This is a genomic window from Rhodococcus sp. MTM3W5.2 (genome assembly GCF_001984015.1).
GTDB classification, from domain to species: Bacteria; Actinomycetota; Actinomycetes; order Mycobacteriales; family Mycobacteriaceae; genus Rhodococcus_G; species Rhodococcus_G oryzae.
Genome location: NZ_CP019572.1, coordinates 422,172 through 447,630, shown reverse-complemented (window position 1 = coordinate 447,630; position 25,459 = coordinate 422,172). Strand labels below are relative to the sequence as shown.

The window sequence follows — 25,459 nt, the reverse complement described above, 5'->3', positions numbered from 1 at the left end:
CCGCCGCCTGTGAGTACTTCTGGTCCCCGTCTGGGCCAGAAGTACTCACAGGCGCGCAGCGCCTGCTACTTCTTCTTGCCGGACAGACCGCGCCAGGCCAGGCGCTCGAGCAGGTCGGCCGCGGCGTCCACGGCGATCTCCCCGCCCGCGATCCGGTCCGCGACGGCCTCGCCCGCGCCGACCAGCGCGACGGCCATGATGGAGAAGTCGGTCCCCTCGTCGGGATCCTTGGTGCTCGACTCGAGGAGCTTGGCGGTGAGCTCGATCAGCCGGTCGCGGGAGCCGCGCACCTGGCCTGCGAACGCCTGCTGACCGATCGCCTGCCTATAGAGCACCATCCAGGACGAGCGATTCTGATCGACGAAGCCGAGGAACCCGACCAGGGCGGCCCGCAGCTGCTCGCGCGGGGACAGGCTCGGGTCGCCCGCTGGCGTGATCGCCTCGACGAACCGCAGGCCCTCGCGGTGGATGCAGGCCGCGAACAGCTCCTCCTTGGAGCCGTAATACAGGTAGAGCATCGGCTTGGAGATCTGCGCGGCAGCGGCGATGGCGTCCATCGACGTGTCGTGAAACCCATTGACGGAAAACACCTCGACAGCGGCGTCGAGCATCTGCTGCTCGCGAACCGCCCGAGGTAGCCGTTTGGTCCCGCCAGCCATGTGTCCTCCAGAGGTAAGACCCTTTATCTTACTCTAGAGTAAGTAGATCGATTGACGTCCTACATTCTGCCGGATCCGCCCGTTGCGCCCGCACGCGGCCGGTTACGCCCCGGGAAAAGCCGCCGCTAGCAGGTGACGACGCCCTTGGCCCGCGCCACCCGCAGCACGGAATCGTCCACCTGCTGCTGGCTGAGTTTGCCGGAGGCCACCAGCGCCTCGAGGTGGTCGAGGACCTCGGGTACCTCGTCGGTGGTCAGCCACAGCGCGACATCAGCGCCAGCCGTCAGCGCCGCCGCCACCGCCTGCGGGGTGTCGAGCTTGTCGGTGATCGCGCGCATGCCGCTGAGGTCGTCGGTGAAGATCGGTCCGTCGAAGGCAGGCGCGCCGTACCCGGTCCCCGTCCGCAGCAGGGTCATCGCGGCGGGGCTGATGCTCGCGGGCACGCCTGGCGCGGTCAGCCCTGGCACCTCCAGATGCCCGACCATCACCCCGACGCCGGTGTCCACCAGCTCTCGGAACGGCACCAGGTCGCGGGTCTGCAGCTGGTCCAGCGGCGGCGTGGTGACGGCACCGGTGTGCGAATCACCTGATGCCGCACCATGTCCCGGGAAATGCTTGATGACCGGCAGCACACCCGTGTCACGCAGGCCGCGGGCGTACTCCCCGGCGTACTCGGTGACGACGTCCGGGTCGTCGCTGAACGAACGGTCCCCGATCACCGAGTTCGCAGGCTGGCTGCTGACGTCCACGACGGGGGCGTAGTTGACGGTGATGCCGAGACCCCGAAGGCCCCGCCCGCGTTCCAGCGCCATCTCGTAGGTCTGCTCGGGCGTCATCGTCTCGGCAACGGTGCGCGGCGGCGGATCCTCACCGAGGAGGTCCGCGACCCGAGACACGCGGCCGCCCTCCTCGTCGATGGTGACCATCAGCGGCACCTTCGCCACGGCCTCGACCTGCGGCACCTGCTTGCCCGCCAGCATCGACTCGTCGGTCCAGCTGCCGATGAAGATGCCGCCGATCTGCTCCTTCCGCACCACCTCCACCGCGTCGGCGGTCCCGGTCACCCCCACGTTGAGCAGCTGCGCCAGCTTCTGCCGCCCCGTCAGGGACGCGAGGAAGTCCGCGCCGCAGTGCGCAGGCAGCGTCTGGTCCCTGGCGCCGGTGACGAGATCGCGCTCGGGCGTCGCCGACGGGGAAGGCGAGACGGAGGGAGACGGCGTGGTGTCGGTCGCGGTGTTGCCGCAGGACACGAGCATCCCGAGACCGAGGACGAGGGCAACGGCGCGGGGCACTCGAGTGATCTTCACCGTTCGAGGGTAGGACAGATCGCCCGTCCGCCACACCCTCCAACGGGTAGCGTGAGAGGTGGATCGCCCCCGAAACGAGGAGGTCTCGATGCCTGCAGATCTGATGCTCATCGCCTACGACGGCTCCGACAATGCCAAGCGCGCAATCGAATACGCCGGCCGCTTTCTCAGCGCCGAGCGGGCAGTGGTGATGACCGCATGGGAACCGATGGTCCGCCAGGCCGCCCGGATGTCCGGGCTGTCCGGCGTGATGCAGCCGGAATGGGTTCCGGACGAGGAGTCCGAGGACATCGCGCTGACCGACGCCAAGGCCATCAACATCGAGGGCCTGGATCTGGCGCGGGACGCGGGCCTCAACGCCGAGGGCAGGACCGTGGAGTGTGTCACCACCATCTGGACCACCATCGTCGAAGCAGCCGACGAACTGAACGCGGACATCATCGTCACCGGCACCCGCGGCACCACCGGGCTGCGGTCCCTTCTGCAGTCCTCGGTTGCCGACCACGTCCTGCGGCACAGTCACCGGCCCGTGCTGATCGTCCCTCCTGGCGCATAGGCCACCGGGCACCGAGCCACCGGCCGGGCAGGCCGCCGCGCGGGCGCGGGACTATCGTCGTGAACCGATGGACGGTTTCCTGCTCTCCCGCGCCGACCGGACCCTGCGCACCTCCGGGAGCCGGGAACGGTTCCACGAGATCGACGCCGCCGCCGAGGCTCTCGGCCGGCGTGACATACCGCTCGTGGTCGGCGCGCTGCCGTTCGACCCAGCCGGGCCCGCCGCGCTGACCGCGCCGGAGACCGCGCGTTTCACCGACGGCCCGTGGCGGCCGGAATCGCTGCCCACGCTGCCCACCGTGCGCTTGACCGAGGAACTGCCCGCGCCCGCGGAGCACCTGCGCCGGGTGGCCCGCCTGATCGACCGGCTCCGCGACGGCGACCTGCAGAAGGTGGTCGCGGCCCGCTCGGTGGTGCTCTCGGCCGCCGCGCCCATCGACCCGTGGTCGCTGCTGGCCCGGCTGGTGTCGCGGGACCACGCGGGCAACGGCTTCGGCGTCGACCTGTCGCCCGCCGGCGACGGCTATGCCGGGCACGCTCTCGTCGGGGCCAGCCCCGAGCTGCTGCTCCGCCGCACCGGCCGCGAGGTCGAGTGCTTCCCGCTGGCAGGCACCGCCCCGCGCCGCGCCGACCCCGACGAGGACCGCGCCGAGGGACAGCGGCTGCTGGCCTCGGCGAAGAACCGGTCCGAACACGCCTTCGTGACCGAGTGGATCCGCTCCGTCCTCGACCCGGTCTGCACCGAACTGACCGTGCCGCAGTCGCCCCGGCTGATCGGCACGCCCGCGGTGTGGCACCTCGGCACCCCGATCGCGGGCGTGCTGCGCGACCCGGGTCCGTCGGCGCTCGAGCTGGCCCGCCTGCTGCACCCGACGCCCGCCGTCGGCGGCACCCCCACCGACGGCGCGATCGTCGCGATCCGCGAGTGCGAGGAGCCGCGCCGGTTCTACGGCGGCGCGGCCGGCTGGTGCGACCACGACGGCGACGGCGAATGGGTGGTGGCCATCCGGTGCGCCGAGATCGACGCGGACGGACTGCGCGCGCGGGCGTGGGCGGGCGGGGGCATCGTGGCCGCCTCCGACCCCGACTCCGAGCTGGCCGAGACGTCCGCGAAGCTCCGCACGCTGCTCGGGGCGCTCGGCGTCGACCCCGAACCGGCCGGCCTCGGCGCGTAACCGGTAAGCGAACCCGACCGTCGGGTCCCAGGTGATACCTTGACGCGAGACGTTTCCGGTCAGTAGCAAATGGGAGATCCGAGATGAAGTTCCTTGTCCCCGGTGTGGCAAGCGCAGTGATCGGTGCGGTGCTCGGTCTGGGCGCCGTCTTCGGGGTTACTGCGGCCGCGTCGGACAACACTCGTCCGGACATCGATCGCAGCGGCAACGCCGATTCCTCCCTGCTGAACCAGGTTGAGTACGGCAGCCGTTAAGAACGCTGGAAGCGCGAGTTCCCGCACTCCTTCTGTCTTGGCGTCCGAGGCGCCGAACAACGCCCCACTGACCCGTCAGTGGCTGTTCGGCGCCTCTGCCATAGCGTTTCTTCTGGCGTTCCTGCAGGCCCCCGGCCAGCTGGTCGCCGACACCAAGTTCGACCTCACCCAGAACCCACTCGGGTTTCTCGAGCGCGCGTCGCACCAGTGGAGTAGCCAGGCGCCTCTTGGCCAGGTGCAGAACCAGGCCTACGGCTATTTCTTCCCGCACGGTGCCTTCTTCAGCCTCGGCGAGCTCGCGCACATCCCGCCGTGGATCACCCAGCGAATCTGGTGGGCACTGCTGCTCATCGCCGGGTTCTGGGGCATCATCCGGGTCGCCGAGGCCCTCGGCATCGGCAGTCGCAGCTCCCGGATCATCGCGGCCGTGGCGTTCGCGCTGTCGCCGCGGGTCCTGACCACCCTCGGGTCGATCTCCTCCGAGACCCTGCCGATGATGCTGGCGCCGTGGGTGCTGCTGCCGGTCATCCTGGCGACGTCGTCGCTCGTGAGTACTTCCGGCCCCCACGCGGACCAGAAGTACTCACCGGCGCGGCTCGCCGCCCAGTCGGCGCTCGCCGTCGCGCTGATGGGCTCGGTGAACGCCGTCGCCACCGCGGCCGCGTGCCTGGTCGCAGCCCTGTGGTGGGCCGCGCACCGCCCGAACCGGCGCTGGTGGATCTTCACCGCGTGGTGGATCCCGCTCTGCGTGGTCGCGACGGCATGGTGGATGGTGCCGCTGCTGCTGCTCGGCAAGGTCAGCCCCCGTTCCTGGACTACATCGAGTCGTCCGGGGTCACCACCCAGTGGACGAACCTGGCGGAGGTGCTGCGCGGCACCGACAGCTGGACGCCATTCGTCTCCCCCGAGCGGATCGCGGGCGCGGTGCTGGTCACCCAGCCGGCCGCGGTCCTCGCGACCGGACTGATCGCCGCCGCGGGCATGGCCGGGCTGGCGATGCGTTCGATGCCTGCCAAGGGCAGGCTGGCGCTGATCCTGTTCGTCGGGCTGGCGGGCCTGGCCGCGGGCTACGTCGGCGACCTCGGCTCCCCCATCGCCGAGCAGGTCCGGGTGTTCCTCGACTCCGGCGGCGCCCCGCTGCGCAATGTGCACAAGCTCGAGCCGCTGGTCCGGCTGCCGCTGGTCCTCGGGCTCGCGCACCTGCTCGGGAAGGTCCCGCTGCCGGGGTCGGTCCCCCGCGCCCGCTGGCGGACCGCGCTCGCGCACCCCGAACGCCAGCCGATGGTCGCGATGACCAGCCTGATCCTGGTCGCGCTCACCCTGGCGACCTCGCTGGCCTGGACCGGCAAGCTCGCGCCCCGCGGCGCCTACCCGGAGGTGCCTGCGTACTGGCACGAGGCCGCGGACTGGCTCGGCGAACACGCGGCGGGCACCTCCCCCGACGGGTCCGACGCGCAGCGCGCACTGCTGGTGCCCGGCGCCCCGTTCGCCAGCCAGGTGTGGGGGCTGACCCGCGACGAGCCGATGCAGGCACTTGCCAACACCCCATGGGCGGTGCGCGACGCGGTGCCGCTGGTGCCGCCCGGCGCCATCCGCGCGCTGGACTCCGTGCAGCGCCTCGTCGCGGACGGCAGCCCATCGGCAGGTCTGGCGGAAACCCTGCTGGGACAGGGCATCGGCTACGTCGTGGTGCGCAACGACCTGGACCCCGAGACGTCCCGCTCGACCCGTCCGGCGCTGGTCCACCAGGCGATCGACGGATCGCCTGGACTGGAGAAGGTCGCGCAATTCGGTGAGGACATCGGCGCGGGCGAGGCCGACGGACTGGTCACCGACAGCGACCTGCGGCCTCGGTACCCGGCCGTCGAGATCTACCGGGTCACCGTCCCGACTCAGCTCGGCACCATCGGCTCCGGCCCGTACACCGTGGACCTGAACGGGACCCCGAAGGTGCAGGGCGGTCCGGAGTCGTTGCAGCGCTTGGCCGCACGACGCGACCTGGGCGACTCCGGACTGGACCTGCCCGCAGGCCCGGTGCTGCTGGCAGCCGACGCCGAGCGAGCCGGACTGCCGGTGGACTCGGTGGTCGTGACCGACACCCCGACCGACCGCGAGACCGACTACGGCCAGGTCGACAACCACAGCTCGGCGCTGCGAACCCCCGACGACCCGCGTCGCACCCACAACCTGGTGCCGGACTATCCGGTCCCGGGAGCGCCGCTCGTCACCGGCGAATGGGACGGCGCGCGGATCACGGTGTCCAGCTCGGCCTCCGACGCCACCCAGCTCGGAGGCACTTCGCCCGGTAGCGGTCCGGCGGCAACCGTGGACGGCGACCCGGCGACCGGCTGGTTCAGCAACGGCCTGGAAAGCGCTCTCGGACAGTGGATCCGCTTGGACTTCGACGCACCCGTCACCAGCGGCCTGCTGAAGCTGCGGACCAGCCCCGGGGCGCTCGGCGTGCCCGTCAAGCAGCTCGAGGTGACCACACCCAACGGCAGCACCGCCGTCCGCGTCGGCAAGCCGGGCGAGGTGATCACGGTGTCCCTGCCGACCGGTAAGACGGACTGGCTCAAGGTCACCGCGACCAAGACCGAGGACGGCTCGGTGGGCACCCAGTTCGGTGTCAGCGAGATCTCCGTCGAGGACTTCTCCGATCGCGACGCCCCGGTACCGGTGCCGATCCGGTTCCGCACGGTGCTGCCGCCCACCCCGGTGGGCGCGACCGTCGCCGGCTGGGACCTCGGTCAGGAACTGCCCGGCCGGACCGGCTGCGTCGAGGCGCCGGATCGGGTGCGGTGCAGCCGGGGACTCGGCCTCGCCCCGGAGGAGCCGGGCACCTTCCAGCGCACCCTGTCCCTACCGGCCGCCACCGCGGTGACACCGCAGCTGGTCCTCCGCTCCCGGCAGGGCCCTGCGCTCGACGCGCTGCTCGCCGAGCCCGGCCGCGCGCAGGCCGTCGGGCAGGCCGCCGTGGGCGACCTGCGCGGGTCCGCCTTCGCCGCCACCGACGGTGACCCCCGCACGGCGTGGACCGCATCCGAGGACACCACCAGCGGCAAGGATGCGAAACCGACTCTGACGGTGAATCTTCCGGAGCCGACACTGGTGACGGGGCTGAACCTGACGCCGAGCCTCGGCGCCCTCCCCGCGGCCCCGACCACCGTCGCGGTCGACCTCGGCACCGGCCCCCAGGTCAGGGAGCTGACCGACGACGAACCGATCCGCCTCGAACCCGCCGTCACCGACCGCATCGTGCTCAGCCTGGTCGACTGGGAGGACGTCCTCGACCAGACTGCCCTCGGCTTCGCGAAGGTGCAGCCGGCCGGGCTCGCGGAGATCGGTGTCCTCACCACCGCCGAGGACGGAACCGACCTGGTGGTGGCAGGCACCGGGGTGGAGGAACAGCCCACCGACCGGACCGTCACCGTCGGCTGCGCCGACGGGCCGACACTCTCGCTCGCCGGGCGGACCCTGCGCGCCTCGGTCACCGCAACGGTGGGGCAGTTGCGCTCCGGCGCGCCGGTGCCCGCGACCGTGTGCGCGGACGATGCCGGCGCCTTTGACGAAACCGAGAGCACCGCGGTCGATCCCGATGCACTCGCGACAACCGTGATCTCGCTGCCCGCCGGACGTCAGGACGTCACCGTCGCGCCCGGCGCCGCCTTCTTCGTCGACGGACTGCAGCTCGCCGCCACCCCCGCGGCAGGAACCGCCGCCGCGCCGGTGGCGCAGGACGCCGTCCGCGTGCCCACCGACGGATGGACCCCCAACCAGCGGGCAGTGCGGGTGGCCGCCCCCGAGGGCGACCGGCTGCTGGTGGTGCCGGAGTCCCACAACATCGGCTGGGTCGCCACCGCACCCGATGGCGCCGAGCTGACGCCGGTCGTCGTCAACGGCTGGCAGCAGGGCTGGATCGTGCCCGCGGGCACCGACGGCACCGTCGTCCTCGAGTTCCCGACCGACCGCTGGTACCGGCTCGGTATCTTCGGTGGCCTCCTGCTGCTCATCCCGCTGCTGCTGCTGGCGGTTCTCCCCGCCCGGCGACGCGTGGCGGCAGGCCCGGCGCCGCGGACCTGGCACGCCGTCACGGTCGGCTACCTCGGGCTACTCGCGCTGGCGACGGTGATCGCCGGACTGCCGGGCACGATCGTCGCGGCGCTGGTGACCGGCCTGGCACTGATCCTGCGCGTCCGACGCGGGCCCGCCAGTGCCGCGCGCATCCTGGTCGGAATCGCCGGGGCGGGCAGCATGCTCAGCGCCGCCCTGCTGTCCACCGGGCCGTGGCGGGCGCTCGACGGCTACGTCGGCCACTCGGTGCTCGTTCAGCTCCCGGCGCTGATCGCGGTGGTCGCGGTGGGGCTGGCCGCGTTGCCGCTGGCCGCCTCGCCCCGCGCCGCCCGGGCCTTGCGACGGCTCTCCCACTTCTTCAACGCGAGACGGGTCGGTTCCTCGACCAGCGCGTAGCTCGCGGAGGCGACGGCCAGACTCAGGCAGGTCGTCACCACGAGCACGAACACGAAACTCCCGCTGAACGGCACGATGCCGAACACCGGGAAGATGATCGACAGCACCGCGAGGTGCCAGATGAACAGCCCGTAGGACCACCGTCCGATCGTCAGCGAGAGCGGGCTCGCCAGGATCCGGTGCTTCTCGGTGTCGCCGAGCACCAGCGGCGCCAGCAGCGCGAACGCGAGCACCGCACCCAGCGCGATCTTCACCGAGTACTGCCACGGCTCGGCGCGCGTGAGCCCTTCCGGCCCAGCGAGATCCGTACACGAGAGTGCGAACGCGACCACTGCGATGGCCGCCATCAGCACGCGCCGCCGCGCCAGCCGGTGCACCGGGCCGTCGACCAGCAGCGCGAGTTCGGCCAGCACCATGCCCGCCGCGAACCACGGCAGGTATCCGGGCAGCCAGTTGTCGGAGTGGATCGCGTCCGGCGTCGGCACCGGCACGAACACCCAGCCGAGGCAGAGCGCCGCCACGCCGAGCAGCACCGGGACCCGCAGGCGCGCGGTCGCGCCGCGCAGGCCGACGAACGCCAGCGCGATCAGCGGGAGCAGCGCGTAGAACGCCACCTCCACCGACAGGCTCCACATCTGGGTCAACCCGCCGGTCAGCGTCAGCGGCACGAACACCTGGGCAAGGCCCAGATTCGCCAGCCACACCTGCAGCCCGCCGCCCGCCTCCGGGAGGAACAGCAGGATCAGCACGACCGCCACCCAGTAGGCGGGCAGGATGCGGGCGGCACGGTGCAGCAGGTACCGCCCGACCGGCGGGGTCGAGCCCAATCCGCGGGCCGCCGCCGCGTGCGGGCGCCACAGCAGGAACCCGGACAGCGCGAAGAACAACGCCACCGCCATGTCGAATCGGCCCCAGATGCGGCCGAGCACCGGATCACCCGTCGCCCCTGTCTGGAAGGCGACGTGGGTGACCAGCACACCGAGCGCGGCGAATCCCCGCATGCCCTCCAACGCGGGATGAACCCGCGCGGTGCTGACACGACCTGCTGCGGGTGGGAAGCCTCGGTACTCATTTGCCGACCAGTGTGCCCCAGCCTCGGCGTGTCCGAGGAGGACACCCGTATGCCATGACACGGAAATACGGCGTGCCAGCGCAATCGGACACTGGACACTGTTACTGTCTGGCTCACTGAGTGTCGCAACCCGGACGCTCTGCGATCGGTGCCGCCCACGGCAGCACCTCGGGCTGACAATGATTGACGAAGGAGATTCAGCATGGCGGGACGCTCAGGGCCGAGCAGGACACTTGCCTGCATCCTGGTGGGGCTCGGCGCTTTCCTATTGGCGGCCGCTCTCCTCATCCCGACGTACACCGTCGGCAAGCTGAAGAAGACACCGCTCGATCTCGAGGTCACCACGGTGGCCGAGGGCATCGGCGACGTCCTCGACTCGAAGTCCCTCACCGCGGGCAAGGCGGTCGTCAACAACAATGTGCCGCTGGTCGCCCAGCGTTACGTCACCGTCGTCGACCCGTCCGACGCCGAGAAGATCACCGTCCAGGCCGGCCAGACGCTGCGACGCACCGACAAGCAGGGCGACACCGGCCTGCTGACCGCGAGCGTCGACACCGTCACCCTTGACCGGGTCAGCTCGATGCCGATCCAGGACCCGATCGGGTCGATCCAGACGCAGCCCGACAAGCCGGCCGACGAGGTCGAGCACACCGGCCTGCAGTACAAGTGGCCGTTCGACGCCGAGCAGCAGGCGTACCCGTACTTCGACCTCAACGCCCGTGCCACCCAGGACATCAACTTCGTCGAGGAGACGGAGATCAACGGGATGAAGGTGTACCACTACAACCAGACGGTGGAGCCGGTCGACCTGTCCAAGGTCGTCGCCTCGCCGACGAACAAGCTGACCCTGCCCGCCGCCGTCTGGGGCGTCGAGGGCGGCGACGCGCCGGTCACCATGACCCGCTGGTACGCCAACGAGCGCGACATCTGGGCCGACCCGGTCACCGGCGTCGTCGTCAAGGGCCAGGAGAAGCTGTACCAGTACTACGCCCGCTCGGCTGACAAGCCCGAGGTGACGGTCATCAAGGCCACGCTGCCGTTCAACGAGGACACCATCGAGTACCAGATCGGCCAGGCCAAGGACGGCGCGGACAAGCTGTCCATGTTCGGCCGCACCCTGCCGATCATCCTCGGCATCCTCGGCCTGATCTCCCTGATCGCCGGCATCTTCCTCGGCGTCCGCGGAGGCAGCGGACCGAAGACCCCCGCCACCGCGAACGGTGCAGACACCACCCCGAGCGGCCCCGCGCACGAGTCGTACGACTCCGGCAACGCGGAGACCGAGCAGTTCCCGCGCCACGACTGGACCTCGGACAAGACCGAAGAGTTCCCGGCCGTCGACACCCGCGACCAGGAACCGCCGACCACCCGCCTGTAGGCACCACGCCTCAGCACGCAACGCGAAGGGCCCGCACTCATCTCGAGTGCGGGCCCTTCGCGTTGCCGGGCGTAGGTTGGGCGGTAGTCGAGAGCGCGCACATGAGTCCGTCCCGTCACCGCTGCGAGTTCCGCTTCTACGAGGAGCTGAACGACTTCCTGCCGCCCGCGCTGCGCAAGCGCGACGTCGCGCACGACTTCGACGGCACCCCGACGGTGAAGGACCGGATCGAGTCGCTGGGGGTGCCGCACACCGAGGTCGACCTGATCCTGGTCGACGGCGACTCCGTCGGATTCGGGCACCGGCTGCGCGGCGGCGAACGGGTATCGGTCTACCCGGTGTTCGAGCGGTTCGATCTGAACGGCCTCACCCGACTGCGCCCGCTGCCGCTGCGGGAGCCGCGGTTCGCGGCCGACGTGCACCTGGGCAGGCTCGCCTCCTACCTCCGCCTGCTCGGCTTCGACTGCCTGTACCGCAACGACTTCGCGGACGAGGAGTTGCTCGCGCTCTCGCTGAGCGAGCACCGGACGGTACTGACCCGCGACATCGGTCTGCTCAAACGCGCGGCCCTGCGCCGCGGCGCCTTCCTGCACGAGACCGACCCGCGCCTACAGCTCCGCGAGGTACTGGACCGCTTCCAGCTCGATGCGCGGATCGCACCGCTGACCCGGTGCGCCCGCTGCAACGGGCCCGTCGCCCCGGTGCCGAGGTGGGTCGCGGCCGGACTGGTACCGGCAGGCGTCGCCCGCGAACAGCGCGAGTTCAGCCGCTGCGGTTCCTGCGGCCGGCTGTACTGGCCGGGCAGTCATCTGGTGCGGCTGCGTCGGCGCCTGGCCGCGGTCGGGGTGCGGCTCTAGCTCTCAGGGGCGCCGGCGGCGCCGCGCAGGGCCGCGACGCTCACCACCGCCGCCGCCAGCGCGGCCGTGCCCACCGCGATCGAGATCAACTGTTCGATCGTCGAGGCGAAGGCCAGGATCAGGACGACCTCCACCGCCAGCGCCGCCCATGCGGCCAGCGCCAGCCGGGTGCGCTCGCGGGCGATCGCCGACAGCAGTGCCCCCTGCAGCACCGCGAGGCACGCCCCGTCGAGCGCGAACAACCACAGCAGGCCCTGCACCGGCGCGTAGGCCTGCCCGACCAGCAGCGGCGCCAGCGGCGCGACCAGCGCGACGCCCGCGACAGTGACCGCGCCGAGCCCAACCAGCACGCCGAGCGCCGAGCGCACCGCGCGCGCCGAGTGCGTCGGGCTGGCCATCCGCGGGTACAGCACCACCCCGACCGCGGCGGGCAGCCAGAAGGCCGCCTTCGTCGCCACCGCGCCAAGCGCGTACTGCCCGGCCTGCGACTCGTCGAGCACCACCCGGGTCAACAGCAGGTCCGCCGAGGACAGCGCGATCAGCGCCAGCTGGACCTGCGAGGCACGCAGCACCGCCGCGACCCCGACGGGGACGGTCCCCTCGGTACCGGCGATTGCGCCCTGGCGGCCGACCAGCACCCGGGCGCCCGCCGCCACCGCGCCGGTCCCGATCGCCGCCACCGTCAGCGCAGCGCCCGCCCCCAACCGAGCGCCAGGGCCGCGACCGCGGGCACCACCTTGGCGATGCCCGTTGCGGCCAGGATCACGCTCAGCTCACCGAAGCGGCCGCGTCCCTGCAGGAGTCCCTGTTCGGTGGCCAGCAGGACCAGCAGCGGCGCCGTCAGCAGCGCGGCGGCCGTCGCACCGACCCCGGTGTCCAGCACCGCCGCAACCGGGACCACGAGCGCCGCGGCGATCACCGCGACGATCACCGCGCACCGGCGGCCGAGGCCACGCAGCGCGGCATCACCGCCGCCGAGCACCACCTCGCGGGCGACCACCGTCTGCAGGGCCAGCGCGGGCACCGCGAGGACCAGCTGGGCGGCCAGCAGGCTCGCGAACTCGCTGTAGCCGGCCGGCCCCAGCCAGCGGCTGGCGAGCAGGGCCAGCACATACGAGGCCAGATTCGCGGTCATCGAGCCGGCCGTCACCATCGTCATCCCGGCCACCGCGGAGGTGGCGGCGGGGCGAGGTGTCATCCGCCCATGATCGCACCCGTTATCGTCGGGACCATGATCGCGCGGCCCGCGGGGCTCACCCGGGCCGTTCCCGCGCTGTATTCGTTGGCGCTCGCGGCGCTCGTCCTCGGGCCACTGCTCGGCCCCGGCTACCTGTTGCTGCGCGACGCGGTGAGCACCCCGCGCTCGTACCTGACCGATTCGGCGCTGGGGCTGACCGACGCCGCCGCGCGCGCGGTCCCGCAGGACGCCCTGATCGCCGCGCTGACGTCGGTCGTGGACGGCGGCCTGGTGGTGAAGGCGATCCTGCTGTCGGCGCTGTGGCTCGCGGGGTGGGGTGCGGCCCGGATGGTCGCCGCGCTGCTCCCGACGACCGGACTCGGTCCACAGCTATTGGCATCGACGGTGCTGCTGTGGAACCCGTACGTGGCCGAGCGGCTGTTGCAGGGGCACTGGAGCCTGCTGACCGGGTACGCGGCGCTGCCGTGGACGGTGCTCGCCGCGCTGCGCCTGCGGCGCTCGCCCGCCCCGTGGTCCCCGCGGTCGTGGTGCCCGCTCGGCCTGACGCTGGCGGCCGCCGGGCTCACCCCGACCGGCGCGCTGCTGGCCACCGCGCTGGCCGCGGTGCTGCTGGCCCTGCCCGGCGGCGCGGGCGCGCGGTGGTCGCGGCTGGCGGTGACCGCCGCGCTGGCGGTTGCGGCGTCGGCGCCGTGGCTGATCGCGACGGCGCTCTCCGGCGCCGGGGCACAGGGATCGGACCCGGCCGGGGTGGCGGCGTTCGCCGCGCGCGCCGAGCCCGGACTGGGGACGCTCGGCAGCCTGGCCGGCCTCGGCGGGATCTGGAACTCCACGGCGGTGCCCGCGACCAGGACCGGGATCTTCGCCCTGGTCGGGACGGCGGTGCTGCTGGCGGTGGTCGCGTGCGGGCTGCCCGCGCTGTGGCGGCGCCGCGGCAACCCGGTGATCGCGGCGCTGGCCGTTGTCGCGGCCGGGGCGGTCCTGCTGCCCGCGCTGGCCGCCACCGGTTGGGGCCTGACCGCGGGCGAATGGGCGGCGACCCGGGTGCCCGGCGCCGGGCTGCTGCGCGACGCCCAGAAGTGGGTGGCGCTGGCGGCGCCGTTCTACGCGCTGGCCGCGGCGGCCGGGGCCGGGGCGCTGGCCAGGCTCGGCGGCCGGGTGTTCGGCACCGCGACAACAGGACGGAATCGAACGGGGGTCGCCGCGGCGGTCGGGATCGTCGCGGTGCTGATCGCGCTGCCCGACCTGGCCTGGGGGTGGGCGGGGCGCTGCGCCCGGTGCACTATCCGGCGTCGTGGGAGCGCGTCGCCTCGCAGCTGCGGACCGCCGACGAGGACGGCGACGTCGCGGTGCTGCCCGCCGGGATGTTCCGGCTCTTCCCCTACGGCGGCGACGCACCCGTCCTCGACCCGGCGCCACGGATGCTGCCCGAGGACGTCTTGCAGACCGGCGAGCTGATCGTCGCGGAGGGCACCGTCGAGGGCGAGGGCAGCAGGGCCCGCGACGTCGAACGGCTACTGCTCGCAGGCGAAGACGCGGACGGCCTGGCGAACCTGGGGGTGCGGTGGGTGCTGGTCGAACGCAGCACCCCCGGCCCGCTGGGGCAGTCGCGCCGCACCCTCGATCAGCTCGACGAGGTGTACGCCGACGAGGAGTTGGCGCTGTACCGGGTGGCCGGGCCCGTCGAGGTCACCGCCGCCGACCCCGCGCGCCGCGCGGCCTCCGTCGCGGCCCACCTGGTGTGGGCGGCGCTGCTAGCCGGCAGCGCGCTGGGACTTCTGGCCCACCGGGCCCGCGGCCGCCGCGGCTGGGGCCGCACCGATCAGTCCTGACACGGGCCGCCCGGCGGCCGACGCGGAGAGCACGGAGCGCACCCCGGACGCGGTCTGCGCCCAGGAGAACTCCGCGGCCCGCGCGCGGGCCTTCTCGCCGAGCTCGGTGCGCTGCTCGGCGTCCACCAGGAGGGATTCCACCGCCTCGGTCAGGTCCGCGACGTCGCTGTCCGCGACCTCGTCGCCACCGACCAGTGACCCGGTGACCCCGTCGATGATCGAGTCGGTCAGTCCCCGCGAGCTGCGGTAGCCGACGGTCGGGACGCCGTGCAGGGCGGCCTCGATCACGGCGAGACCCCAGCCCTCCTTACGTGAGGGCATCACGTGCACCCAGGCCCGGGAGAGCAGCTCGTGCTTGCGATCCTCGGGGACGTGCCCGTGGAAGGTGACGGCGTCGGCTATGCCGAGTTCGTGCGCGCGGTCCCTGAGGTTCTCCTCCCACCAGCCGCCGCCGATCACGTCCAGGCGCAGTTCGGGGGTGTCGCGGCGCAGCGTCGCGACGGCGGAGAGGGCGTCCTCGATCTGCTTGTGCGGCACCAGCCGCGAGAGCACGCACACGCTCGGGTGTTCGGTGCGGGTGTCGTCGGACCCGATCCGCACGGCGGGCGGGACCGAGTCGGCGCCGTTGCGCACGACCGCGATCCGTTCCCGGTCGACGCCGAGCGCGGTGAGCTCCTCCGCGGAGGGCAGCGACACCGTCAGGTACTGGTTACGGCGGTGTACCCGCGGCGACAGGGTGGACTCGACCCACCAGCCGACGCGGGCCATCAGCCGTCCGGCCACCGGCCACTGCTCGCGGTGGCAGTGGTGCACGAGGACCGTAACCGGGGCGCCCGCGACCGCGCGCGCGAAGAAGGGGATGCCGTTCTGGGTGTCGATCACCGCGTCCGGGCGCACACCCTTGAGCGGGCCGATGCCGAGGCGACCGAGCGCGATGGCGACCAGCGCCCGCGGGTAGACGGTCAGTCGCCCGCCGCCGCGGCTGATCGCGATGCCGTCGAGGGTGTCCGTGCGCGGCGCGCCCCGATAGCGGGCGGTGCGCAGGGTGACCTTGACGCCCTGCTCTGCGAGTCCGGCCCCGACCTGCTCCAGGTACCGCTCGCTGCCGCCGCCCTGCGGGTGCCCGCTGTCACGCCAGCACAACAGCAGAACCTCGCGCACGGTCACAACTCCTGTTTCGGATGGCTACGGCCGCGGTGGCGGTCAAGAGGACACAATAACCGCTGCGCAGCGCGATCGTGTCCGCTACGGTGATCCGTCGATCCGTGTGCCTCGGCGCGGCCGCTATGGTTCCTACCCGTGACCGCCCTTCCCGTGACCCGCATTTTCGCCCGCCGGGCCACCCTCCGCCGGTCCGTCGGACTGCTCGGCGACTTCCGCCACGAACAGGACGACCCGGACCTCTTCTACGGCGCGTTGGCACGAGATTCGCTGGAGCTGATCGAGGACCTGTACGCCGGGATGACCGGCAAGGACCTGACCGGTCGGACCGTGCTCGACGTCGGCGGCGGTCCCGGCTACTTCGCGGAGGCCTTCCACCGGGCAGGCGCGCGCTACATACCGGTCGAGCCGGACCCGACCGAGATGCACGCGGCGGGGCTGACGGTCGGCGGCGCGATCAGGGGTTCCGGGATGGCACTGCCGTTCCGCGACGACAGCGTCGACATCTGCTTCTCCTCCAACGTCGCCGAGCACGTGCCCGAGCCATGGACGATGGCCGACGAGATGCTGCGGGTCACCAAGCCGGGCGGGCTGATGGTGCTCTCGTACACGCTCTGGTGGGGACCGTTCGGCGGGCACGAGACCGGGCCATGGCACGTGTTCGGGGGTGAGTACGCCGCCCGCCGCTACGCGCGCAAGAACGGCCGCGAGCCCAAGAACCGGTTCGGGGTGTCGCTCTTCGACGTCGGGGCGGCCGACGGATTGCGTTGGGCGCGCACGACTGCGGACGGCGAGCTGCTCGCGGCGTTCCCGCGGTACCACCCGCGCTGGGCCTGGTGGATGGTCCGCATCCCCGGCCTGCGCGAACTGCTGGTGAGCAACCTCGTCGTGGTGCTGCGCAAGAAATAGGCGCTTCGCGCCCGTGCGCGGTTGACGAGTGTCTGGACTCGTCAACCGCGCGCGGGCGGCGCAGCCGCCTACGCTTCTTGGCCATGACCGGACTGGCCCTGGACATCGGCGGCACCAAGCTCGCGGCGGGACTGATCTCCGCCGACGGTGAGCTGCTCGCCGAGAAGCGCAGCCCGACCCCGACCGCCGGGGTGTGGGACGCCGCCGCGACGCTGCTGCGCTCGGTCGCCGACGGGCACACCATCACCGGTGTCGGGATCGCCTCCGCGGGGCCGGTGAACATCGAGGCGGGCACGGTCAGCCCGCTGAACATCCCCGACTGGCGCGACTTCCCGATCGTCGACGCGGTCCGCGAGCTGTTCCCCGGGGTGCCGGTGCGGATGGCGATGGACGGGACCTGCACCGCGCTCGGTGAGTACCGCTTCGGTGCCGGCCGCGGCACCCCCGACATGCTCGGGATGATCGTCTCCACCGGGGTGGGCGGCGGGGTGCTGCTCGGTGGGAGGCCCGTCGGCGGCCGCACCGGGAACGCCGGGCACATCGGGCACGTCGTGGTGCCGGGCGCCGAGGACATCGCCTGCGCGTGCGGCGGCGTCGGCTGCCTCGAGGCGGTGGCGAGCGGACCCTCGTCGGTGCGGTGGGCGAACGCGCGGGGCTGGGCGGGTACGACCGGGCTCGAGCTCTCGGAGTCCGCGCAGGCGGGCGACGCGATCGCGCTGGCCGCGCTGCGCAGGTCCGGGACCGCGGTCGGGGTGGCGATCGCCTCCGCGTCCGCGCTGCTGGACCTGGACCTTGCGGTGGTCGGGGGCGGTTTCGCGCAGTCCGGCCCGCCGATGTGGGAAGCCATGCGGCAGGCCGCCGCGGCCCGCGCCGGCCTGTCCTTCACCCGGGGACTCCGGATCGTGCCCGCGGAGCTCGGCGGGCGCGCCACCCTGATCGGCGCGGGCGCCCTGACCCTCGGCGATCAGCCGCGATCCGGTTTCGTTCAAGCCTGACACGAAAAGGGGGCTGATTTGCGCCCGGAAGTTCTGTAACGTGTTCTAGTGTGCTTCTCACCACACCTCTGACGACGAATGAGGGCACCGTGAGTACAGCCAACATCACCCAGGACAACGGCGAGAACTTTGCCGAGGTCGCCCGCCCAACCGGATCGCAACGCGACACCGCCGAACTGGGCCGCGAGCTCCAGGAATGGCTGACGGGCAGGCTGCCCGACGGCGCCGATCCCGTGGTCTCCGACGTGCGGCTCCCCGCCGCGAACGGCATGTCCAGCGAGACCATCCTGTTCGACGCGACCTGGACCGAATCCGCCACGGACCCGCTTGCCGGTGCGGAGCCGGGTACCCGCCGCACCCACCAACTGGTCGCACGCGTCGAGCCGGGCGCCTCCTCGATGCCGATCTTCCCGAGCTACGAGATGGGCACCCAGTTCGCGGTCATGAAGACCGTCCGCGAGCTGTCCGACGTCCCCGTCCCCGCCGCCTACTGGTCCGAGCCGGATGCCGGGCCGCTCGGCGCCCCGTTCTTCGTCATGCAGCGGATCGACGGCGACGTTCCGCCCGACGTGATGCCCTACAACTTCGGCTCCTGGGTCACCGAGGCCACCGAGGAGCAGCGCCGCGCCCTGCAGGACTCGTCCGTCGGGATCCTGGCCGGGCTGCACGCGATCCCGGATCCGCTGGAGCACTTCCCGTTCCTGCGACTGCACGACGCGGGGCCCACCGCCGAGCAGTCGTTCCGGGCGCACCTGGCCCGTCAGCGCGGCTACTACGAGTGGGCGACGGCGGACGGGCCGCGCTCGCCGCTGATCGAACGCTGCCTCGACCGGCTCGAGGCGAACGTGCCAGCCGACGACTCCCCCGCCGTGCTCTGCTGGGGCGATTCCCGGATCGGCAACGTCATGTACCGCGACTTCACGCCGGTGGCGGTGCTCGACTGGGAGATGGCCGCGATCGGCCCGCGCGAGATGGACCTCGCGTGGATGATCTTCCTGCACCGCTTCTTCGAGGACCTCACCACGCTGGCGGGGCTGCCGGGCCTGCCCGACTTCATGCGCCGCGACGACATGGCCGCGCGGTACCGGGAACTCACCGGGCACCAGCCGGAGAACCTGGACTACTACAGCCTCTACGCCGCCCTCCGGCACGCCATCGTCATGTTCCGGGTGCAGAGCCGCGCGATCGCGTTCGGCCAGTCCGAGCGCCCTGCCGATCCGGACGACATGATCCTGCACCGCAAGGCACTCGAGGCCATGCTCGACGACACGTACTGGGCGCAGGTGCGCTGATGGACGACCTTCACCGAGGAGGACCCCCGACGTAACCCGCGTTGCCCTTCACGACGGACCCCCGAACAGACCAGCAAGGAAGCACTCATGACTGATTACGACAAGCTCTACATCGGCGGGGAGTGGGTGGCGCCCGCCACCGACGAGCGCCTCGAGGTGTTCTCGCCCGCGACCGAGGAGCGGGTGGGCAGCGTCCCGGTCGCCGCCCCGGCCGACATCGACGCCGCGATCGCCGCCGCGCGCACCGCACTCGAGACCGGCCCGTGGCCGCAGACCACCCCGGCGCAGCGTGCCGAGATCCTCGTCAAGGCCGCGAAGCTGATCGAGGAGCGCGCCGACGAGCTGTGCACACTGATCTCGGCCGAGATGGGCGCGCCGCGCGCGAGCGTCGAACTCATGCAGAAGACACCGACGCTGGCCACAATCAACAGCTACGCGGCGCTGGCCGAGTCGTTCTCCTGGGAGGAGGAGCGCACCGGACCCTTCGGCGTCTGCAAGGTCCTGCGCGAGCCGGTCGGTGTCGTCGCCGCCGTCATCGCCTGGAACGTCCCACTGTTCCTTCTGGTCAACAAGCTGGCGCCCGCCATCATCTCCGGTTGCACCATCGTGATCAAGCCCGCGCCGGAAACCCCGATGAACGCCAATCTCGTCGCGGAGATCTTTGCCGAGGCCGGTCTGCCCGCGGGCGTGCTGTCCATCGTCCCCGGCGGCGCGGAGACCGGCGAGTACCTGGTCTCACACCCCGACGTCGACAAGATCACCTTCACCGGCAGCAGCGCCGTCGGCCGCAAGATCGGCGCGATCGCCGCGCAGAACCTCAAGCGTTGTTCGCTCGAGCTCGGTGGCAAGTCCGCCGCGATCCTCCTCGAGGACATGGACGTCCCGGCGACCATGCCGATGCTGGTGCTGTCGGGCCTGATGAACTCCGGCCAGGCGTGCGTCGGCCAGACCCGCATCCTGGCGCCGCGGTCGCGCTACGACGAGATCGTCGAGGCCATGGCCAATTTCGTCGGGTTCATGCCGATGGGGATGCCGGACGATCCGGCCGCGCAGCTCGGCCCGATCATCACCGCCAAGCAGCGTGACAAGGTCCTCGGCTACATCGAGAAGGGCAAGGAGGAGGGCGCTCGCCTCGTCGTGGGCGGCGGCGTGCCCGCCGGCCTGGAGACGGGCTACTTCGTCGAGCCGACCATCTTCGCGGACGTCGACAACTCGATGACGATCGCGCGCGAGGAGATCTTCGGACCGGTCCTGTCGGTGATCCCCTACGACAGCGTCGAGGAGGCCATCAAGATCGCCAACGACTCCGACTACGGTCTGGCCGGCTCGGTCTACACCACCGACATCGAGAAGGGCCTCGAGGTAGCCAAGCAGATCCGCACCGGCACCTTCGGGATCAACTGGTACGCATTCGATCCGGGTTCCCCGTTCGGCGGCTACAAGAACTCCGGCATCGGCCGCGAGAACGGACCCGAGGGCCTTGACGAGTACTGCGAGCTCAAGTCGGTGCTGATGCCCCCCGGCTACGGCGCCTGATAGACAGACAGCGCAGAACGGCCCCGCGAACCACTCGGTTCGCGGGGCCGTTCGCCTGTGTGGACTAGCTGCCGAACGGAAGGGCGGAGCTGCCGTCGGAGCTGCCGCCGGGCAGGAGCCCCACCTGCATGATCTTGGGGCTGTCGATGACGGGGTTCATGAGATCGAGCAGGCTCACGCACCCGCCGATGACGCCGTACACGCCGGTCGGGATCTCGTTGGTGGTGCTGTTGACGGTCATGCCGGGGAGGGCGCCGAACAGCGTCAGCGGGTTCGCCACGTTCGGGTACACGACCACGCCCGGATCGAGGAGCTTGACCGGGTTCTCGACCACCGCGGGCACGTCCGCCGCGTTGACCACGAAGGCCTGGCATCCGGTCAGGCTCAGGATGGGGTTCGGGTTCTTGATGGACATGGTGATGCTGTTGCCCGACGACGAGGCGTTGACCTCGGGCGGCAGGATCGACGCCGCGGATGCCGTGGCCGGCATGGTCATCGTGACGGTGGCGACGGTGGCGACGGCGATCGCCGCACCGCCGGCGAGACGCTTGAGACCGCCCCGGGTTGCTGCCTGCATATTCGACCCTCTCAACTGAACGTATGTCCACATGAACACTGACAAACCGAAAGGGTAAGGCGTCCGGGGGTCTCGCGTGGACGATCCGCGCAACGGTTGGACAATTCACACGACTCGGGCGCGGCGCCTATTGTTCGGGAGTGAGCCAGTCCGATGCACAGCCCGACTCCGGTCCGGGGCAGAAGCCCGACGCAGGCGACGAGAGCACCCTCACCGTGCTTCTCGCGTTCGGTGCGAATCTCGCTATCGCAGTGGCGAAGTCGTTCGCCGCCGCGATGACGGGTTCCGCCTCCATGGTCGCCGAGGCGACCCATTCCTGGGCGGATACCGGAAACGAGGTGCTGCTGCTGATCGCCAACCGGCGATCCAGGCACGCGGCCGACAAGGCACACCCGCTCGGTTTCGGCCGCGAGGCCTACATCTGGTCGATGTTCGCGGCACTCGGCCTGTTCGCCCTCGGCGCGGGCGTCTCGATCACCCACGGTGTCCAGGAACTGTTCAATCCGGAACCGGCCAGCGATTTCGGGGTGGCCTATGCGGTCCTCGGGATCTCGTTCGTGCTGGAGGCCATCTCCTTCCGGCAGGCGTTCCGGCAGCTGCGCACGGAGGCCTCCGACGCCGACCGGGATCTGCTCGAGCACGCGCTCAAGACGTCCGACCCGACGGTCCGCGCCGTGTTCGCCGAGGATGCCGCCGCGCTGATCGGTCTGGTGATCGCGTTCGCGGGCGTGCTGGCGCACCAGCTGACCGGGTCCCCGATCCCGGACGCCATCGGCTCCATCGCGGTCGGCGTGCTGCTCGGCGTGATCGCGCTGATCCTCATCGACCGCAACCGGCGGTTCCTGGTCGGCGAGGAGGCGTCGCCGCAGCTGCGCGGCGCGGGTCTCGAGACGCTGCTGTCGCTTCCCGAGGTGAGCCGGGTGACGTTCCTGCGGATGGAGTACCTGGGCCCCCGGCAGGTGTACCTGGTCGCGGGCGTCGACCTGGTGGGCGACCTGGCCGAGCACACGGTCGCAGGCATCCTGCGAGACCTGGAGGGTCAGCTCGAGGCGCACCCGCACATCGTCAAGGCCGTGCTCACGCTGTCGAACGAGGACGAGCCGAGCCTGCTCGCCTGACACAGGGACCGCACCCTCCCCCTGAACGACCCGATGCCACACCGGTTCACGCGGGGTGAACCGATGTGGCATCGGTGGAGAACTGGGTCGGACTAGCCCAGACGCTGCTTGAGCGCCTCGAACTCGTCGCGGATGCCGGAGGGCACCTTCTCGCCGAGGAACTCGAACCACTCGGTGATGAGCGGGATCTCCTGCTTCCACTCGTCGACGTTGACGGCCAGCGCCTCGTCGACGTCAGCGGCCTCGACGTCGAGCCCGGTCAGCTCGAGGTCGGCCGCGGTCGGCACGTAGCCGATCGGGGTCGCCTGCGCGCCGGCCTTGTGCTCGATGCGGTCGATGATCCACTTGAGCACGCGGGAGTTCTCGCCGAACCCGGGCCACAGGAACCGGCCGTCGTCGCCGCGACGGAACCAGTTGACGTAGAAGATCTTCGGCAGCTTCTCCGAGTCGGCGTTCTTGCCGAGGGTGATCCAGTGGTTCAGGTAGTCACCGGCGTTGTAGCCGATGAACGGGATCATCGCCATCGGGTCGCGGCGAACGGTGCCAACCGCACCCTCGGCCGCGGCGGTCTGCTCGGAGGAGAGCGTCGCGCCCAGGAAGGTGCCGTGCTGCCAGTCGAAGGACTCGCTGACCAGCGGGACGGTCGTCTTGCGACGGCCGCCGAACAGGATCGCCGAGATCGGCACACCCTGCGGGTCGTCCCACTCGGGGGCCAGGATCGGGCACTGCGACATCGGGGTGCAGTAGCGCGAGTTCGGGTGGGCGGCCTTCTCGCCGGACTCGGGGGTCCAGTCGTTGCCCTTCCAGTCGACCAGGTGCTGCGGATCGCCCTCGAGGCCCTCCCACCACACGTCGCCGTCGTCGGTGAGTCCGACGTTCGTGTACAGCGAGTTGCCCGCCTCGAGCGTCTTCATCGCGTTGGGGTTCGAGCCGTAGTTGGTGCCCGGCGCGACGCCGAAGAAGCCGAACTCCGGGTTGACGGCGTACAGGCGGCCGTCCTCACCGAAGCGCATCCACGCGATGTCGTCGCCAAGGGTCTCGGCGCGCCACCCGGGGATGGTCGGCTGGATCATCGCGAGGTTGGTCTTGCCACACGCGGAGGGGAACGCCGCCGCGACGTAGTACGCCTTGTCCTCGGGCGAGATCAGCTTGAGGATCAGCATGTGCTCGGCCAGCCAGCCCTCGTCGTGGGCCATGGCCGACGCGATGCGCAGCGAGTAGCACTTCTTGCCCAGGAGGGCGTTGCCGCCGTAGCCGGAGCCGTAGCTCCAGATCTCGCGGTCCTCGGGGAAGTGGGTGATGTACTTGGTGTCGTTGCAGGGCCACGGCACATCGGCCTGGCCGTCGGCCAGCGGCGCGCCGACGGAGTGCAGCGCCTTCACGAACGGCTTGTCGGAGCCCAGCTTGTCGAGCGCGGCCTGGCCCATCCGGGTCATGATGCGCATCGAGACGACGACGTACTCGGAGTCGGTGATCTCCACGCCCAGCTTCGGGTCGTCGGCACCGAGCGGGCCCATGCAGAACGGCACCACGTACATGGTGCGTCCGCGCATGCTGCCGCGGTAGAGGTCGGTCATGAGGCCGCGCATCTCGACCGGGTCCATCCAGTTGTTGGTGGGGCCGGCGTCGATCTCCTCGCGGGAGCAGATGTAGGTCCGCGACTCGACGCGGGCCACATCGGAGGGATCCGAATTGCCGAGGAACGAGTTCGGCTTCTTCTCCGCGTTGAGGCGCGTGAAGGTGCCCGCCTCGACCAGCTTGTCGGTGAGCCGCTCCCACTCCTCGTCGGAGCCGTCGGCGAACACGACGCGGTCGGGCTGGGTGAGCTCGGCAACCTCTTGCACCCAGGCGAGCAGCTCGCTGTGCGAGGTGGGTGCGGTGCCGTCAGTTCCGTTCAGACCGGGAATGGTCGCTGAGGTCATCAAACTCTCCTGGGTGTGCCGGTACCGTCCAACCACCGTCAGCTGCACGAATGCACTTGACGATGTAGTCGGTTTTCCCCTCTCGGCGGGGCGCATCCCGCTGCTCCGTCGACGCATGCGTGCGAACGCAGACGGCAAACGGAGGACACGGGCGCCGGGTGTCCTGCTACGAGGTTAACGCTGAGTGTCCCCCGTAGGGAATCGGGTCTTGTCCGATGAGTCACAAGACCGATTCAGTGATCTCACGCGGGGCGTTCCGTGCCGCGCGCGGGCCTGAGACGGCCGGAGACAGCCGAACACCCCGGAGGTGACTGAGGACCGAGCGCTCGTCCTCGGAGGGGTCCCCGACGGCCCCCTCCTGTCATCTCCGGAGGTGTTCGTGGTCTAGCTGTTCAGAAAGGACTAGCTGCCGTTCTTGATGACGTTGCTGATGGTGTCGCCGAGAACGTCGCTGATCGAGCCGGTGGAGCTGAGCTGGCCCTCGGCGGAACCGGTGCCGGTGCCGTCCGCGACGCTGAGCAGGGCCTCACCCGGGTTCGGGATACGCACGGTGAAGCAGGCGGTCAGGTTCGGCATTTCCTCGCCGACGCCGACGGTGCCGGCGACGCCGGTGCCCCGGCTGGTGATCTGCGAGCCCGGGACGGAGTTGTCCGGGACCTTGTAGGTCATCTTCAGGGTGACCGGGTTGCCGGAGTTGACGAACCAACCGGTGCTGGTCACCTTCCAGCCCTCACCGTTCGCCGAGGGGGTGACGTCGGCCTCGTGCTGGCCGGTCGGGATGCCAACCGAGAACGCCGTCACCGTTGCCTTGACGGGCGCGCCGAAGCCCACCGGCGGGATGTCGTTGATGGTGTTGACATACGGGTTACCGATGCCGGTGGTGGAGACGACCGTCGTGTACGTGACGAGGGTGCCCGGGGCGGCCTGGGTGGCCGAGACCGTCTTGGAGTAGTTGTGGGTGATCCCCCACGTCGAGATGTCGTTCTTGCTGTGCGTGCTGGACTGGTTGCACGCGGCGGCGCTGGCGGTGCCGGCGCCGAGGCCGACCGTCAGGCCGGCCGCAACGAGGGCAGCAGACGCGGCCACTGCCGCAGCGCGGCGCATCGGGGTGTGAGACATGTGGAGATCTCCATTCGATCAGTTACAGCGCCAACCACGTAGTGCCGGACTGTCACGGCCGACGGGCGCCGGATTTGCA

At 71.1% G+C, this 25,459-nt stretch carries 17 protein-coding genes and 3 pseudogenes; 12 read left to right on the top strand and 8 right to left on the bottom strand.

The genetic code is table 11. The features are described from left to right. Positions 1-65: 65 nt before the first annotated feature. Positions 66-659: a TetR/AcrR family transcriptional regulator gene (locus tag BTZ20_RS02110; RefSeq protein WP_077040206.1), complete on the bottom strand. Its 594-nt coding sequence runs from the start codon at positions 657-659 to the stop codon at positions 66-68. Positions 660-784: 125 nt separating this feature from the next. After that, the gene (locus tag BTZ20_RS02105; protein ID WP_145982430.1) at positions 785-1,915 is read right to left on the bottom strand and encodes a glycoside hydrolase family 3 protein; all 1,131 of its coding nucleotides are present in this window, start codon (positions 1,913-1,915) and stop codon (positions 785-787) included. 139 nt (positions 1,916-2,054) lie between these two features. On the opposite strand from BTZ20_RS02105, the gene BTZ20_RS02100 reads away from it, so the two are divergent. The 4 genes and pseudogenes from BTZ20_RS02100 to BTZ20_RS29650 form a co-directional block, all read left to right on the top strand. Further along, on the top strand, positions 2,055-2,522 hold the full coding sequence (locus tag BTZ20_RS02100) for a universal stress protein (protein ID WP_077043410.1): 468 nt from the start codon (positions 2,055-2,057) through the stop codon (positions 2,520-2,522). Positions 2,523-2,589: 67 nt separating this feature from the next. Next, the gene (locus tag BTZ20_RS02095; RefSeq protein ID WP_077040204.1) at positions 2,590-3,696 is read left to right on the top strand and encodes an isochorismate synthase MenF; all 1,107 of its coding nucleotides are present in this window, start codon (positions 2,590-2,592) and stop codon (positions 3,694-3,696) included. Positions 3,697-3,779: 83 nt separating this feature from the next. Beyond that, on the top strand, positions 3,780-3,950 hold the full coding sequence (locus tag BTZ20_RS02090; protein WP_077040203.1) for a DUF2613 domain-containing protein: 171 nt from the start codon (positions 3,780-3,782) through the stop codon (positions 3,948-3,950). Further along, a pseudogene (locus BTZ20_RS29650) lies at positions 3,931-6,080 on the top strand (DUF3367 domain-containing protein); the annotation flags it as partial. The gene BTZ20_RS02090 and the pseudogene BTZ20_RS29650, both read left to right, overlap by 20 nt. Positions 6,081-8,275: 2,195 nt before the next feature. Here the strand turns inward: BTZ20_RS29650 and BTZ20_RS02080 are convergent. Then, on the bottom strand, positions 8,276-9,418 hold the full coding sequence (locus BTZ20_RS02080; RefSeq protein WP_223263572.1) for an acyltransferase family protein: 1,143 nt from the start codon (positions 9,416-9,418) through the stop codon (positions 8,276-8,278). Between the two features lie 273 nt (positions 9,419-9,691). Between BTZ20_RS02080 and BTZ20_RS02075 the strand changes: the two genes are divergently transcribed. Both BTZ20_RS02075 and BTZ20_RS02070 read left to right on the top strand, forming a co-directional pair. Then, complete coding sequence (locus BTZ20_RS02075) at positions 9,692-10,867, top strand: DUF3068 domain-containing protein (RefSeq protein ID WP_077040201.1); 1,176 nt, start codon at positions 9,692-9,694, stop codon at positions 10,865-10,867. 101 nt (positions 10,868-10,968) lie between these two features. Next, positions 10,969-11,724: a Mut7-C RNAse domain-containing protein gene (locus tag BTZ20_RS02070; protein WP_077040200.1), complete on the top strand. Its 756-nt coding sequence runs from the start codon at positions 10,969-10,971 to the stop codon at positions 11,722-11,724. Here the strand turns inward: BTZ20_RS02070 and BTZ20_RS02065 are convergent. Next, a pseudogene (locus BTZ20_RS02065) lies at positions 11,721-12,922 on the bottom strand (polysaccharide biosynthesis protein). The gene BTZ20_RS02070 and the pseudogene BTZ20_RS02065 sit on opposite strands and share 4 nt — an antisense overlap. Positions 12,923-12,955: 33 nt before the next feature. Here BTZ20_RS02065 and BTZ20_RS02060 point away from each other — a divergent pair. Then, positions 12,956-14,751, top strand: a pseudogene (locus BTZ20_RS02060) (hypothetical protein). On the opposite strand, the gene BTZ20_RS02055 reads toward BTZ20_RS02060, so the two are convergent. Continuing rightward, a complete protein-coding gene (locus tag BTZ20_RS02055) occupies positions 14,674-15,912 on the bottom strand; it encodes a glycosyltransferase family 4 protein (RefSeq protein ID WP_077043408.1) in 1,239 nt (412 codons plus the stop codon). The pseudogene BTZ20_RS02060 and the gene BTZ20_RS02055 overlap by 78 nt on opposite strands. Before the next feature lie 153 nt (positions 15,913-16,065). Here BTZ20_RS02055 and BTZ20_RS02050 point away from each other — a divergent pair, with 153 nt between their 5' ends. The 4 genes from BTZ20_RS02050 to BTZ20_RS02035 all read left to right on the top strand — a co-directional run bounded on the left by BTZ20_RS02050 (position 16,066) and on the right by BTZ20_RS02035 (position 20,644). After that, positions 16,066-16,821, top strand: coding sequence for a class I SAM-dependent methyltransferase (locus BTZ20_RS02050; RefSeq protein ID WP_077043409.1), 756 nt, complete (start codon positions 16,066-16,068; stop codon positions 16,819-16,821). Between the two features lie 83 nt (positions 16,822-16,904). Then, positions 16,905-17,816: an ROK family protein gene (locus BTZ20_RS02045; protein WP_077040199.1), complete on the top strand. Its 912-nt coding sequence runs from the start codon at positions 16,905-16,907 to the stop codon at positions 17,814-17,816. A gap of 89 nt (positions 17,817-17,905) precedes the next feature. Further along, a complete protein-coding gene (locus BTZ20_RS02040; protein ID WP_083742875.1) occupies positions 17,906-19,108 on the top strand; it encodes a phosphotransferase family protein in 1,203 nt (400 codons plus the stop codon). An 87-nt stretch (positions 19,109-19,195) separates the two neighbouring features. Then, entirely contained in the window at positions 19,196-20,644 is a 1,449-nt protein-coding gene (locus tag BTZ20_RS02035) for an aldehyde dehydrogenase (RefSeq protein ID WP_077040198.1), read from the top strand. A 64-nt stretch (positions 20,645-20,708) separates the two neighbouring features. On the opposite strand, the gene BTZ20_RS02030 is transcribed toward BTZ20_RS02035, so the two are convergent. Further along, a complete protein-coding gene (locus BTZ20_RS02030; RefSeq protein WP_077040197.1) occupies positions 20,709-21,221 on the bottom strand; it encodes a hypothetical protein in 513 nt (170 codons plus the stop codon). Between the two features lie 140 nt (positions 21,222-21,361). On the opposite strand from BTZ20_RS02030, the gene BTZ20_RS02025 reads away from it, so the two are divergent. After that, positions 21,362-22,339 carry a cation diffusion facilitator family transporter gene (locus BTZ20_RS02025; protein WP_077040196.1) on the top strand — a complete coding sequence of 326 codons (978 nt, stop codon included), beginning with the start codon at positions 21,362-21,364 and terminating at the stop codon, positions 22,337-22,339. A gap of 92 nt (positions 22,340-22,431) precedes the next feature. Here BTZ20_RS02025 and BTZ20_RS02020 read toward each other — a convergent pair whose 3' ends face one another. Together BTZ20_RS02020 and BTZ20_RS02015 are read right to left on the bottom strand one after the other, a co-directional pair. Continuing rightward, positions 22,432-24,261 (bottom strand): phosphoenolpyruvate carboxykinase (GTP), encoded by a 1,830-nt coding sequence (locus BTZ20_RS02020; protein WP_077043406.1) that lies wholly within the window; start codon positions 24,259-24,261, stop codon positions 22,432-22,434. A gap of 402 nt (positions 24,262-24,663) precedes the next feature. Continuing rightward, entirely contained in the window at positions 24,664-25,380 is a 717-nt protein-coding gene (locus BTZ20_RS02015; RefSeq protein ID WP_077040195.1) for a hypothetical protein, read from the bottom strand. Between the last annotated feature and the right edge of the window lie 79 nt (positions 25,381-25,459).